Origin of the sequence: Alkalicoccobacillus plakortidis (assembly GCF_023703085.1) — a bacterium.
Lineage (GTDB): Bacteria > Bacillota > Bacilli > Bacillales > Bacillaceae_D > Alkalicoccobacillus > Alkalicoccobacillus plakortidis.
Genome location: NZ_JAMQJY010000001.1, coordinates 2,458,218 through 2,471,508, shown reverse-complemented (window position 1 = coordinate 2,471,508; position 13,291 = coordinate 2,458,218). Strand labels below are relative to the sequence as shown.

The window sequence follows — 13,291 nt, the reverse complement described above, 5'->3', positions numbered from 1 at the left end:
AAACAGTTGATTTGATTATGTTTTCTACTATACATAATCAAGTAATGTGTTGGATAAATGGAAAAAAGGGTGTGAAGATTAAGTGAACGAAAAAATAGACAGACGAAAAAAATACACACGTATGGTATTGAAGGATTCACTCATTCATTTACTAAAAGAAAAAGCAATCTCTTCTGTAACGGTTAAGGAGCTCTGTCTTTTGGCTGATATCAATCGATCAACCTTTTATGGACACTATACTGATCAATACGATCTTCTGGATAAAATAAGTGAAGAGGTCGTTGAAGATATGTACCAAACGTTAAGTCAGTATAATTTCAATAAAGAAGAAGAAGCCTTACAAATGACTGAAAAGATACTAGAATATGTTGCCGATAAAAGTGATCTCTGTCAGGTGCTTTTAAGTGAGAATGTAGATTCAACCTTTAAGAAGCAGGTTATGGAGTTGACCCAGGATATTATAATGAAAGAGTGGATTGAGGACTTTCATATGCAAGGCAAGGTATCAGCATACCTACCACTACTTGTTGTGAGTGGAAGCATAGATGCGATCGAGAGCTGGCTTGTGAATGGACAAAAAGAATCACCTAAGGAAATGGCCATTCTCATTCATCACTTCACCAACTATGGATTAATGGGTTTTGTGCATAGAGAAAGAGAAAAGGAACAATAAAAAAGGTAGGTTTTGTTTAATGGAAGAATTATTAACGAGAATAAAAGAATTAAGTGCAAAAGAAAAGAAAACATTAGAGCAAATGGTCCTTAAATTATCAGAAGAAGTTGGTGAAACTTCACAAGCTCTGCTTTCTTATAAAGGAGCTCCAGGAAGCGAATATAAAAAGTTAGGGAAAGCTGATGTAGAAGAAGAGTGTGTGGATGTCATGATTGTAGCTCTTTCACTTTTTTATAAATTAAATCAAGATGAAGGTGCATTAGAACATTACTTGAAGATGAAGGTAGTTAAGTGGAGTTCTGTCATGACATAAATTGTTCTCGACTGAGTTGAACTCAGTCGTTTTTTTTTGATACCCTCTAACCTTCCTAGGACTTTTATGCTACATTTAAATAAAATGCTTTGGTAAATGAGGGTTGAAAGAGTGAGTTCACAATTAACCGCTTATATTACGCTATTTAGTACTTCGGGAGTTATTAATCTATATTTGTGTATGTATGTCTTTTTAAGGCGGCATCAATACACAAATATTGCTTACTATTTTATTTTCTATACAGCAGCTATATCCATTTATTGTTTTGGTTCTGCATTAGGTCTGACTTCAACAACCCTTGAACAGCTAAAGTTTTGGAATGTCATTCTTTATATTGGGATGCCTATATCTGCACCACTTGGTTTATTATTTGCAATGAAGTATTTAGGTATGAAGTTAAAGGCAGCGTGGGTTCTGCCTCTTTTGTCGATCTCGGTGATTAGTTTTGTAATGGTCGCAACGAATGATTTCCACCATCTTCATTATCGTGTCTTTGAAATTGACCCTGATTTGGGTGCACCTTTTGTCATTCAAGAAATTGGGTCATGGTATATGATTCATGGCATTTTTACCTTTGCAAGCATGTTTGTCGCATTTTTTCTGATGCTCTCACGTTGGAGGGAAACGGCAAAGGTGTATCGTGCACAGCTGTTATTTTTATTGATTGGTCAATTTGTGCCAATGGTAACGGCTTTTATTTACCTACTAGGTCTGACACCTCCAGGCATTGACCCTGTGCCAATGGTGTTATGGTTCACTTCGCTATTGTATGTATGGTCGATTAATTCAACCAGAATGTTTTCGATTATGCCGATTGCAAAGGATGCGATATTTAACAGTATTAACGATGGTGTTATTGTGTTAGATGAGTCGCATCGATTAATTGAGTTTAATCAAGCGTATAAGAGCATGTTTCCCTCCATACATAAGTCGATGTATGGAATGGACTTCAAACAAGTATGGATAGGACTTACTGGAGAGGTCTTTCCACTTAAGTTGGATTCAGCTGGGATAACCAATGAAGTGCAATTAAAAGCTGAAGAAGTCCCCTACATTTATCAGGTGCGTATTTCACCACTGCAGCATGCGAATAATCGTAAGGGGTTGCTTTTAATTTTCACTGAGGTGACAGAGTTAAAAAGACTTCAGCTAGAGCTTGAGAATCGTGCTTATTATGATGAATTAACACAAATCTATAATCGTAGAGCTTTTTTCGAAAAATGTGAGCATGAATTTAATGTAGCGCAGCAGACCGCAAGTCCGTATTCTATTATCTTAATGGATGTTGATTATTTTAAAAAAGTGAATGATACCTTTGGGCATGATGTGGGCGACCAATTGCTGAAGCATGTGGTACATGTATGCCAACAACAATTAAAAGAAGAGATCCTGTTTGCGCGATATGGTGGAGAAGAATTTGTCATTGGACTAAATAACTGCACCGGAGCAGAAGCAGAGGCAGTCGCTAATCAGCTACGACTTCAATTGGAATCTAAGCCACTATTAATGAATGATGCGGCCATCTCGGTAACCATTAGTTGTGGAGTAGCTGAAACAGGTGAGGGTGCGAAGGAAACCTTGCATCAGCTCTTAAAAAAGGCCGATCAAGCATTATATGCAGCTAAGAGACAAGGCCGAAATCAAGTACAAATGTACGCAGAGAATGCCAGTTGAGCGATTCTCTGTTTTTTGCGCGCGAAAGAGGGAAATTTGAGCATTTTAGAGATTTTTGAGCAATCCAGTTACTTTTCTAAGCATAGTTGATTGATTTTTGAGCATTTATGATTTTTTTGAGCCATGCCTCAGTATTTTCGAGCGCCTATATAGAATTTTTGAGCATTTAGGTGCCTCCCTAAGTCCATTTATTTGTTTTCTTTTATTAAAGAACCGTTATAATCAGAATCAAATGAGAGAAGGAAATATCTATAGAGGGGAGTGAGAGAATATGTACGAGATCATCATTGTAGGCTCAGGGGTGAGTAGCTTATTTCTCGCATTAACGCTAGCCGAATCGAATCTCAATCAAAAGATTCTTATTCTTGAAAAGGGAAAACCTTTGGCTGATAGAAACTGTTCATCTGATCAAACAGGAGTCTGCCATTGTGAGACTTGTGATAGATATGTTGGGTTTGCTGGCTTAGGAAAGTCTGAAGGTAAATTTAATTATGCAAGTGGTTTTGGAGGAGAGTTGGCCAGGAAAGTTGGGAATCAGAGGCATGAGGAACTACTAAGAGAAGTTGATGAGGTAATATGTCACTTTGGTGGAGATAAAGTCTCTAAATATTCAACGGTAAATGAGAAACTAGATCAAAAAGCCATAGCCTCCAGTTTACAGATGTTAACAACTGAAGTTAGACATTTAGGAAGCAAGCTATCAACCGAAGTTTTCCAAGAATTCTATCGTGTGTTGAGTATAAGTTCTAAGATAGATATGGCATTTGAAGTGAATATAGATAAAATAGAAAAAAAGAAGAATGGATTTTCATTATCTACAGATAAAGGTGTCTACTCTTCTCAAAAACTAGTAGTGGCTACCGGACGGTCTGGCACAGAGTGGCTAGATGAAAAGTGCTCTGAATTAGGAGTGAATCGAGGGAAAACAAGACTAGATTTGGGCATGAGAGTAGAAATGAAAGAGACGCAATTGAGGTCCATTTTACAAGGTACTTTTGAAACAAAATTAGCTATGACCTATAGAGATCGTACTTCAACTACATATTGTATGAACCCAAGAGGCCAAATTATCCGCAAACATCAAGAGGGATTAGTGATGCCAGATGGTCAGAATTTCCGAGAAAAAGAAACAGGTACTTCTAATTTGAACTTCACTTTTTTTACTCCGACTTATTTTACTACTTTGAGAGAGGCGAATGACTATGCACAGCAGGTGATTGGTCAAATTAATAAAGGTGGGGATCGGATTGTCATACAACGTTTAGAAGACTTTAGAAATAAGCAGGCAACAAATAATTCACAATTAATGAAGAATCACATACGACCTACCCTAAAAGCTGACTGTGGAAATCTTCATGACGAAATTCCTGAACTCTATACGAAGACGCTTGGAAGAGTTTCTTTGTAGATTGCAAGATTTTGTAGGTCAAGAGATAGATGGAGATACACTTCTATATGGGATCGATGGTAAATTTTATTCCCCAATCATTGAAACGGATGATCAGTTCCAAACAAATTGTAAAGGGCTTTATGTAATAGGAGATTGCTCAGGTATCACAAGTTCACTCTCTCAGGCTGCTGCCAGTGGTATATATTTAGGAAAACATTTAGCTGAAAAACAGTTTGCAATAAATTAATGATCAGATTCATATATCTCCCTCCACTATGTAGGATTATTCTCAAGTTTAGTCGAATAGGTACTAGTGAGAAATCTGTAGGAGGCGAGTGAAGGTGACAAACTTACTTAGCAAAGAAAAACGGGAACAATTAGAGTGGATGAATGAACCTGATACATGGACTTTTTTAGAGGCAGAAGGGATTCATATTCAAGCGCAGGCTTGGGGCGGATTTCTTTAATGATCCAGCAGGCAATCACATTAAAAAGTCCGCTCCCTTTTTATATACAACGGTGTCTGAATCCTTTGAACTAATTGCTCAAGTTGATGTGGAGATGATTACTCAATACGATTCAGGCTGCTTGATGCTGATGGAGGATGAGCTGAATTGGGCTAAGCTTTGTTTTGAATATGATGGAGAAGTACCAACGATTGTTTCGGTTGTCACAAGAGATGGTTGGTCAGATGATTGTAATTCAGTAGAAGTGGTCGTTTCAAAACCCTATTTAAAAATTAGTAAAGTCAAAAACTGCGTATCCTTTTTCTATTCAGAAGACGGGGAAACATGGAAGTTAATCCGTTATTTTGGGATGAAGACATCGGAAAAATGTAAGGCAGGTATTGTTGCGCAATCGCCAATTGGAAGCGGAAACACTGTGCATTTTACTGATGTTGTTCTTGCTAATCCGGACGTAAAAACTAGATTTTAAGAAGGTATGGAGGGAATGGTGTGAGGTTAGTAGAGATCCAAAACATTACATCAAGCTATAATATGAAAGTCAGGAATGTCGAAGCCTTATCCGAACGAGCAACTCTTGTTAGTACAGAGGAAAATGAGAAGTTTGTGCTTAAAAGAAAGCAGAGTTTGAAGACATCTGAAAGTGAATACAAACTCTTAAAGCACCTTAATCGCAACAATTTTCGCGCTCAAGTCCCAATCGCAAATCAATCTGATGAGTCTGTAGTCACCTACCAAAACAACTATTATGTTCTATATCCTTATATAAGTGGAGAAACCTTTAGTTCAACAGAAAGTATCAATAATCCTATTGTTCCTAAACTTCTAGGTAGCACGATTGCTTCGTTACACGATGCAATGAGCTCAGTGAGTTATGCTACCGATTTCCCTACCAAAGACTTATATCAAATAGTATACGGATTTGCCTTAAAGGAGATTGAGAAGGTAGACGATTCAGAGATACTATTATCAATCTATCAACAACTTGAGCGAGAAATTAAAATCATTTCGGACACCTTACCAAAGCAACTCATACACCGAGACGCACATATTCACAATCTATTATTTAAAGCTAATCAATTCAGGGGTATGATCGATTTCGATTTAGTAGAATGTAACGTAAGGATACTAGATCTGTGTTATTGTGCTACTAGTGTATTGAGTGAAGTTTTTTATCAGAATCATTTACGTGAAAAGTGGGTAAGGTTTGTTGGTGAGTTAGTAGCTGAATATCATCAACATAATCCTCTTACTCCTAGAGAAAAATCATCGATCTGGTGTGTGATGCTTTGCATTCAGTCTATTTTTATGGCATTTTTTTCAAGGGATCAAGAGCTGTATACCATGAACAAAGAGATGTTTCTTTGGATTTATGAGAATAGAAGTCAATTGAACACTGATATCTAACCTTCACAATAAAAAGAGGTCAAGCTTGTTAAGGCTTGACCTCTATTTGATTATCTCCTCAAATCGGCTAAATAAGGGTTTTATACTTTGCTGCAGGGGTGAGAGACGACTTTACTCTGCATTTATTGCATAAAGAATCGGATGATTTATACTGAGTTAAACGAAAAATTTCCTTAAACTAATCTTAGTTTTTCTAAAAAAAGACCCTTTTAGTGAACTGTACCCTAAGATCTAGACAGTTTTTAAAAAAACCTTATGCAATTAGTAGATGACCCCGGTATTGTTCAGGGGTCATTTGCTTGATCGACAAACGCAAGCTAATCAAAAGCTAACTTACAAGATCTTAAATCAATGAATTTAGAGTTTGAAGAGAATAATAATTTATCTCCATGATGTTATGTGTGACTCATGACTATTAAGTATCATAATTGCACTTATGTATTTATTATTTAGCTCAAATGTGCTGTAACAACCCTTACCAATCCCAGGTTGCTGACGGGGCAGTAGCTTGACTCGTGCTATTAACACCAGACACACTAAAAGTACCAAAACCTATGGATATATTTTCAAACCAACTAGGTGTATTGGTATGAATATAATGTCCGTAGACAGTAGCTTTATCAGCTGCGCCAGAATCAACTACTGGCATAGAAAAACTCCCTCTGTGATTTTATCCTGTAGGCTCATTTTGCAAATCAAATGCAATACCTATTCCGGTGTTTGTATTTTCTTGAAATTCATACGTTCCACTTCCACTTACATCTGTTTGATACCAAAAAGAAGTTCCTGCAGACCTATTCTGACTATTATGATCGTGACTAATTCATACAGCATCTCTAAATGTCGAAGAAGGACTATGACCTTGAAATGTAAACGAATTTTGGACCATTCTTTCTCCACCACCAACATTAGATACGGTAAGTTCAAGGATAATCCAACCAGAATCTTCTGTTTCATTGAGTAACCCAAACTCATTTTCTGCTGATCTACTTTCATATACTTCTTCTGTAACAACTTCATATTCAACAGAACCATCATTATCTTCAATATATTCATAGATTACTTTATCAAACGCTTCAACTTCTGCACCTTTATAAGTTTCATATAGCTCTTGAGTCAATCCCTCTACCAATTGTCCTTCGTGGAAACCATACTCTTGAAATTCAGTTATTTCTTCTGGAGTTAACTGAATTAAGTTCTCACTCTCTTCTGCATTAGCTGTGCCATAACCTCCTAATCCAAAAACTAGAATCGTAGATAAAAATACAATTTTTCCTTTCATTTGAAAACCTCGCTTCTTTTATAATTTTTAGTTCATATTTACCACTTTCCTTTTGATGTAATTAATAAACCTAATATCTAGATTTAGGTAATTTTTTTTGTTATTTTTTCTAACAAACCACTTTGAGTCATATAATTCAAAATTTGCATTGAAAGAACCATCCCTAGTAACACACATACTGGTAGTTCAATTGGAAAATTACTTATATCGTGTAGAAATAAAGGCACTAAGTATCCTCCTACAATTCCAAAGAACAAGAAAAATAACATTAAGAACAAGTTTTTCATAAAACCACTCCTTGACTATATTTTTTAACTTATTTAATGCTTACCCTAATCGTGTAGTTATTAATATCTATTCAAGTGAATTAATTGAGAAAAGATAAGTTTGAGTGAATTGCAAAAGTTACATTTTAGTTCTTTTGTTACATTGGAAAAGGCTAAATTCTAGCCTTTTTTCTTTTTATCTATGGTAAAAAATTACATAAATAAGTTAAATTCAAAACGCTATAAGGAGTATCCTCTGTGGATTCAAAAGCAGACGAAATTAAGAACGTGCAGCCATTACGATCACTCGAATTAATCCAGGACATGAAATGGTCGTTTAAACGTCACTGTTCAGAGCGTGATTATATTCTTTTCCTTTTAGGCATTAATACGGGTTTGAGAGTAGGGGACTTGCTGCGGTTAAAAGTGGCCGACGTTCAAGGAAAATAAAAGGTCGTTATCCGTGAAGGAAAAACGAGAAAGCCACGTACGATCTATTTATCAAATGTATATGATGAGTTGGCTATTTATGTTGAGTCTCTTCCGGAATCCTCCTGGTTGTTCCCTAGTCGAAAAGGGGAGAACCCGATTTCAAGGGTCCAAGCATATCGGCAACCTATTAAAGCCGGGGATATGTCCGACATTCCGGAAGGCATTAGCACTCACACGATGAGAAAGACGTTTGGCTATTGGCATTATAAGCAATTTAAAGATGTGGCCGAGCTGCAAATGATCTTTAACCATTCTCACCCAAAAGTAACACTGACCTATATTGGTATCCTGGAAGAAGAGGTTGAAAACAATTTAAAATCATTCATGCTGTAATAGATGAAAGAGGGGAGTCAAAAATGGATTTAAAGGAACTCAACAGTAGATATGAAGAGATATATCGTCCGGAGGAGATAAAAACGAATCAGCTATCCTTGCTTATGACGTTTTATGGAGGGCCAATTCTCTATACCAATTGTACATAACGAAAAATGGGAGAGTAAAAATGGAAAAGTGATTGCGTTATACGGAAAAATAGCAATGAATCGAGTGTTTGAAGTGTAAGGGAAATGTGGAAAAAGGTTGATAAAAACAAAATATGTTGCTATATATATAGGGATAAAAAAAGTAGCTACTTTAGGAGGGAAAAGGAATTTTTACTTATGAATTAGACAACGAAGCGTTTGAAAGATGGGTGGATAACCTCGTAAAGCACCATCCATATTATAAGAAACGCAAACGCATTGGTTTAATATTCTCTATTCTACTTGTGGTTGGTTATGCAATCTTCACTATCTATTTGGGTATACTGTACCCTGGTGAATATCTATATTTATTCTTTGCAAATCTTGCAGTAGTTTCAATAGCGGTCCTTGGGTATCAGCGTTATGATGACGTTTTTGCAAAAAAAGAAAAAAAAGTCTCTTATAAAAAAAATGTACATAAGAATTTTGTAGGGAAACGTACATTTACATACAATGAAGAGTTTATTGAGATTAATGAAAAACAATATAAGTGGACTGAGTTTTCTATTGTGGATACAGACGACTTGTACGTTTATATGTACATAAATGAATGTAAAAAAACAGTTATGTTCCCAAAATTCCCGAAGGATTTCCCTTTAGAAGAAAGAGATAAATTGAATCAACTTATACAGGAAAAGTTCAATGTTAATATCAGACTATAGGCAAAAACTTAGATAATACACGTTCTATTTATTCTATCAAACCTACCTATCATTACCATATAAATAATACACATAAAAGTTTTACAATGGTAGTAAGGAGTTGGATACTTAATGTTTAAGTCACCCATGCTGTTACAATCCTTACCGGAACCACCGGATAACGATATAGAGTGCATCACAGAATTAAAGCACGATGGCCATAGAATGATCATGAGCCGCTTTGAAGGAAAAACAAGACTTTTCACCAGGCATCGAAACGAGGTTACAACGATGTACCCGGAACTCCTGGAAAATGAGATTGAAGAGGGAACGATGCTCGATGGCGAACTTATTGCCCTGGACGATGAAGGGAAGCCGGACTTTGAAGCGTTGCAGCTGCGCTCCCGATCAAAGAAATTGGTTGATCAAGTCCCCCTTCAATTTGTGGCGTTTGATAGTCTTTACCACCAGCACAAACGTTTACCTCGAAACCGCTGCATGAACGCAAAGAAAAAGTGTGTTTCTATTTAATCTATCCCGAGAGGTTAGAAGGTCAGCAAAAGGATATGATCTCTTTTGTGGTGAAGGGATTACGGGAACAAGTAAACTACTATAGAGAACAGGACGGGTTAGATCAAAAATTAAGTCATTATATTTAATCAGAGCAACTTCAAGTGTGACATCATAAATTTATACGTGTTTTGCCCTTAATAAAAATTAAAATTAAGGGTTTTTTAATATAGGTCACAAAGGATAAAACCCCGTCCGATAAGCCGCAACTGCCATTTGCTCGTATCCTCGGTTGTTTGGATGAACACCATCTCTTGATAGATATCCATTGTTTCGCCGATCAAAAATAGAGCTAACATCAACAACACGCACATGACGATTCTGTTCAAATGTATATAAGCTACGGTTAAATGTAGTTAAAAGTTGATTGAGCTCAGGGCTTTCTAGTAATGGGTTGTACAGGTTGAAAATTCGGATGATATAGGGTTTTGTGCTCGTTTTTTTCGTCTCCTCAATTAGATGTATCAGTGTATACAAGCACTGGTACACAGTTGACGCGGTATGTGGTAAATGCGCCATTGATCCCGTTCGTTGCATGTATTTTAGGGCATCTATAAAGTTATTGCCTCCTGCTGTTATGGTAATGATATTAGCGTGATAGATTTGTTTTCTATGTTTGGATGCTAAGCGAACGATTTGTTCACAGGTTAATCCGCTTTTTGCTAATTGATGGATGTAAATCGGTTGTTCTAGTCTCTCGGTAGCCATGCTTCGATAAGGTAGAACAAATCCGCCGTTTGTTGAGCCAACACCCGTTGTGAGTGAATCACCTATTGCTAGATATGAATACATATTCCATGCCTCCTTTGTATAGTATATTGAGTCAGGAAATGAGGAGGAACGGCAGACATCTCTTAGGAATAAAAGAACATATAGTTGAATATCGGAATAAACCGATATATAATGTGTCCATGGAAATTATCGAGGTATTAAAAGCACTTTCCAATGAAAAGAGACTGCAGATTCTGCAATGGCTTAAAGAACCGGAGAAGTATTTTCCAAAACAACAAGCTCATCTTCCAAAGGAGGTTCACTATAAAGGAGGGGTTTGCGTAGGAGATATTCAAGAGAAGGTTCAAGCGTCCCAGTCGACAGTTTCTCAACATTTGGCAATGATGCAACGAGCAGGTTTGCTTGAGTCTGTGCGCTATAATCAGTGGACATACTATAGAAGGAATGAAAACACGATTAAGAAGTTAGTTCAATATTTGGATGTAGAGCTGTAAAGAAGTTCGAGAAATCCATGAGGGATTTCTTTTTTTGTTTATATATATCGGTATATTCCGATTAATAGATATAGGGGTGGAGATTTATATGGTATTAACGAAGCAACAAAAGATATTGGCTTTTACTCTAACATTACTTACATTTGTAATGGGAACAAGTGAGTTTGTTATTGTAGGATTATTGTCAGAGGTAGCGCAGGATCTAAATGTAAGTATAGCTGCAGCGGGCACATTAGTTTCTGGATTTGCAATTGCTTATGCGGTGGGTACGCCATTACTTACAGGATGGGTAAGTAGATTTCCAAAATACCCACTTATGTTAATTTTAATTGGTTTCTTTATCTTAGGAAATGTAGTTAGTGCCTTAACTTCTTCATTTAATGTGCTACTAACGGCACGAATTCTTACAGCTGCTGCTAGTGGAGTTCTCACTGCCCTAGCCATGACCATTGCGAGTGATACAATGCCTGCAGCAAAAAGGTCATCTGTCATCGCACTGATCTTTGCTGGATTTACCATTGCTAATGTATTAGGTGTGCCTCTTGGAACGTTTATTGGGCAGCTAGGTTCTTGGCATCTTACGTTTTGGGCCACAGCGGCACTTGGTTTAGTGGCATTTATCATCTCTCTATTTGTTCTGCCAAAGTTAAAATCGAGTGGTGGAAGCTCTATTAAGCAACAGCTTGTTTTATTTAAGGATCCAAAGATCTTAATAGCTTTTTTTATTCCGACGTTTAGTATTGCTGGAACATATGCGATTTACACGTATATTGCCCCGATCTTGGAGGGAGAACTAGGAATCGCCTCTCATTCAGTAGGGCTTGTCTTACTTGTATACGGTGTTTTTTCGATTGGAAGTAACTTCTTGGCTTGGTAAAATTGCAAGCAGTAAAGGCATTGGTCATTTACGTTATGCCTTTATTGTACAAGCACTTATTATCGCTTCTTTATTTGTTACGATGGGATTCACGGTCGCAGGTTTAATTAGTATTATGCTGATGGCTATTACACTTTATATGATGAACGCAACCATTCAAGTGTATCTGATGGATAAGGCAGAAGCGTATTCTACTGGAGCAAGAGACCTTGCATCCTCTTTAACTCCTGTTTCAGTTAACGTAGGTATAACGCTTGGATCTGCATTAGGTGGACTGGTCGTTGCTAATGGAAGCTTGCCATATCTTGCACTTGTTGGTGGTGCTTGTGCATTAATTGCTTCCGTACTTTCTTTTATTAGCTACAATATGGATAAAAACTAAGAAATAAATGACACGCACGGGAGCCTATCTATCATATTCATTTATGGTATATAGGCTTTAGTGCTACTATGAGTTTATAGAAATAAATGTTATTGGATAATCTAATCTATAGACATATGTAGAAATTGGAGTGGATATAATGAGATGTCAATCAAACAATGAACTAGAGGCGTTAGTTGAGGAAGCAAAGCAGCAGACGAAATATGGGAAGGTTGCAGATTACATACCGGCTCTTGCCGACGCTGATGAAGATAAGCTCTCAGTGGCACTCTATTATCCGGATGGGCGCTGTTATTCAGCAGGCGATACAGCTGAAAATTTCACGTTACAGAGCATCTCGAAGGTGTTAACACTAGCTCTTGCTTTAATGGACCGTGGCGAAGAATATGTATTTGATCATGTCGGTCAAGAGCCAACAGGAGATCCATTTAATTCAATTGCCAAGCTTGAAACAAATAAGCCCTCGAAACCATTAAATCCAATGATTAATGCAGGTGCTTTGGCGATTACACATATGATTGTTGGAGAGAGCGTGGAGGATAGGTTACAACGGTTGCTTTCTTTTATTAGGAAGCTCTCAGGTAATCCATCTATTACATATAATCAAATCATTGCTCAATCTGAACTTGAGACGGGACACCTTAACCGGTCACTTTGTTATTTTATGAAGCAACATGGTGTTATTGATGAACCAGTTGAGGAATTAATGGATTTGTATACGAAGCAATGTGCAATAGAAATGAACTGTTTGGATTTGGCTCGGGTTGGCTGTGTCTTAGCGATGGATGGAGCAGATCCTGTAACAGGTGAACAGATCATTCCATGGGATATTGCTCGCATATGTAAAACGTTTATGGTGACTTGTGGAATGTATAATGCATCAGGAGAGTTTGCGATTAAGGTTGGAATTCCTGCTAAAAGTGGTGTTGCGGGTGGAGTAATGGGCTCCCTTCCGAGGAAATGTGGGATTGCCATATGTGGACCTGCATTAGACGACAAAGGGAACAGCATTGCGGGAATCAAACTGCTGGAAATGATGTCGAAAAAGTATTCATTGAGTATGTTTTAAGAGAAAAAGGTAAAAGGGCTAATGATTCAGGATCGAATCATTAG

Annotated in this window: 16 protein-coding genes and 2 pseudogenes; 14 read left to right on the top strand and 4 right to left on the bottom strand. The window is 37.1% G+C overall.

Annotated elements, in window-relative coordinates; genetic code table 11:
- The first annotated feature begins 82 nt into the window (after positions 1-82).
- From NDM98_RS12995 to NDM98_RS12970, 7 genes and pseudogenes are all read left to right on the top strand, one after another.
- Complete coding sequence (locus NDM98_RS12995) at positions 83-673, top strand: TetR/AcrR family transcriptional regulator (protein WP_251608289.1); 591 nt, start codon at positions 83-85, stop codon at positions 671-673.
- 19 nt (positions 674-692) lie between these two features.
- Positions 693-986 (top strand): MazG-like family protein, encoded by a 294-nt coding sequence (locus NDM98_RS12990; RefSeq protein ID WP_251608288.1) that lies wholly within the window; start codon positions 693-695, stop codon positions 984-986.
- A 111-nt stretch (positions 987-1,097) separates the two neighbouring features.
- Entirely contained in the window at positions 1,098-2,660 is a 1,563-nt protein-coding gene (locus NDM98_RS12985; protein WP_251608286.1) for a histidine kinase N-terminal 7TM domain-containing diguanylate cyclase, read from the top strand.
- 271 nt (positions 2,661-2,931) lie between these two features.
- A pseudogene (locus tag NDM98_RS12980) lies at positions 2,932-4,297 on the top strand (NAD(P)/FAD-dependent oxidoreductase).
- A 94-nt stretch (positions 4,298-4,391) separates the two neighbouring features.
- Positions 4,392-4,517 carry a hypothetical protein gene (locus NDM98_RS24090; RefSeq protein ID WP_307728806.1) on the top strand — a complete coding sequence of 42 codons (126 nt, stop codon included), beginning with the start codon at positions 4,392-4,394 and terminating at the stop codon, positions 4,515-4,517.
- Positions 4,483-4,986, top strand: a complete 504-nt coding sequence (locus NDM98_RS12975; protein WP_308807743.1) for a DUF1349 domain-containing protein — start codon at positions 4,483-4,485, stop codon at positions 4,984-4,986. Before NDM98_RS24090 ends, NDM98_RS12975 begins: the two co-directional genes overlap by 35 nt.
- Positions 4,987-5,006: 20 nt before the next feature.
- Positions 5,007-5,921, top strand: coding sequence for a phosphotransferase enzyme family protein (locus NDM98_RS12970; RefSeq protein WP_251608283.1), 915 nt, complete (start codon positions 5,007-5,009; stop codon positions 5,919-5,921).
- Positions 5,922-6,396: 475 nt separating this feature from the next.
- Here NDM98_RS12970 and NDM98_RS12965 read toward each other — a convergent pair whose 3' ends face one another.
- The 3 genes from NDM98_RS12965 to NDM98_RS12955 all read right to left on the bottom strand — a co-directional run bounded on the left by NDM98_RS12965 (position 6,397) and on the right by NDM98_RS12955 (position 7,490).
- Positions 6,397-6,570 carry a hypothetical protein gene (locus tag NDM98_RS12965; RefSeq protein WP_251608280.1) on the bottom strand — a complete coding sequence of 58 codons (174 nt, stop codon included), beginning with the start codon at positions 6,568-6,570 and terminating at the stop codon, positions 6,397-6,399.
- A 174-nt stretch (positions 6,571-6,744) separates the two neighbouring features.
- On the bottom strand, positions 6,745-7,203 hold the full coding sequence (locus NDM98_RS12960; protein ID WP_251608278.1) for a hypothetical protein: 459 nt from the start codon (positions 7,201-7,203) through the stop codon (positions 6,745-6,747).
- An 83-nt stretch (positions 7,204-7,286) separates the two neighbouring features.
- Positions 7,287-7,490: a hypothetical protein gene (locus NDM98_RS12955; protein ID WP_251608276.1), complete on the bottom strand. Its 204-nt coding sequence runs from the start codon at positions 7,488-7,490 to the stop codon at positions 7,287-7,289.
- Positions 7,491-7,793: 303 nt separating this feature from the next.
- Here NDM98_RS12955 and NDM98_RS12950 point away from each other — a divergent pair.
- The 3 genes and pseudogenes from NDM98_RS12950 (at position 7,794) to NDM98_RS12940 (ending at position 9,654) form a co-directional block, all read left to right on the top strand.
- Positions 7,794-8,294, top strand: a pseudogene (locus NDM98_RS12950) (tyrosine-type recombinase/integrase).
- A gap of 358 nt (positions 8,295-8,652) precedes the next feature.
- Positions 8,653-9,144, top strand: coding sequence for a hypothetical protein (locus NDM98_RS12945; RefSeq protein WP_251608274.1), 492 nt, complete (start codon positions 8,653-8,655; stop codon positions 9,142-9,144).
- A 111-nt stretch (positions 9,145-9,255) separates the two neighbouring features.
- The gene (locus tag NDM98_RS12940) at positions 9,256-9,654 is read left to right on the top strand and encodes an ATP-dependent DNA ligase (RefSeq protein WP_251608272.1); all 399 of its coding nucleotides are present in this window, start codon (positions 9,256-9,258) and stop codon (positions 9,652-9,654) included.
- A gap of 213 nt (positions 9,655-9,867) precedes the next feature.
- Here the strand turns inward: NDM98_RS12940 and NDM98_RS12935 are convergent, their stop codons facing one another.
- Positions 9,868-10,485, bottom strand: coding sequence for a GDSL-type esterase/lipase family protein (locus tag NDM98_RS12935; RefSeq protein WP_251608270.1), 618 nt, complete (start codon positions 10,483-10,485; stop codon positions 9,868-9,870).
- A 119-nt stretch (positions 10,486-10,604) separates the two neighbouring features.
- Between NDM98_RS12935 and NDM98_RS12930 the strand changes: the two genes are divergently transcribed.
- The 4 genes from NDM98_RS12930 to glsA all read left to right on the top strand — a co-directional run bounded on the left by NDM98_RS12930 (position 10,605) and on the right by glsA (position 13,247).
- On the top strand, positions 10,605-10,919 hold the full coding sequence (locus NDM98_RS12930; RefSeq protein WP_251608268.1) for an ArsR/SmtB family transcription factor: 315 nt from the start codon (positions 10,605-10,607) through the stop codon (positions 10,917-10,919).
- An 88-nt stretch (positions 10,920-11,007) separates the two neighbouring features.
- On the top strand, positions 11,008-11,796 hold the full coding sequence (locus tag NDM98_RS12925) for an MFS transporter (protein ID WP_307728805.1): 789 nt from the start codon (positions 11,008-11,010) through the stop codon (positions 11,794-11,796).
- Complete coding sequence (locus NDM98_RS24085; RefSeq protein WP_307728804.1) at positions 11,771-12,178, top strand: MFS transporter; 408 nt, start codon at positions 11,771-11,773, stop codon at positions 12,176-12,178. Before NDM98_RS12925 ends, NDM98_RS24085 begins: the two co-directional genes overlap by 26 nt.
- 139 nt (positions 12,179-12,317) lie before the next feature.
- Positions 12,318-13,247 carry a glutaminase A gene (gene glsA, locus NDM98_RS12920; protein WP_251608266.1) on the top strand — a complete coding sequence of 310 codons (930 nt, stop codon included), beginning with the start codon at positions 12,318-12,320 and terminating at the stop codon, positions 13,245-13,247.
- Positions 13,248-13,291: the final 44 nt, after the last annotated feature.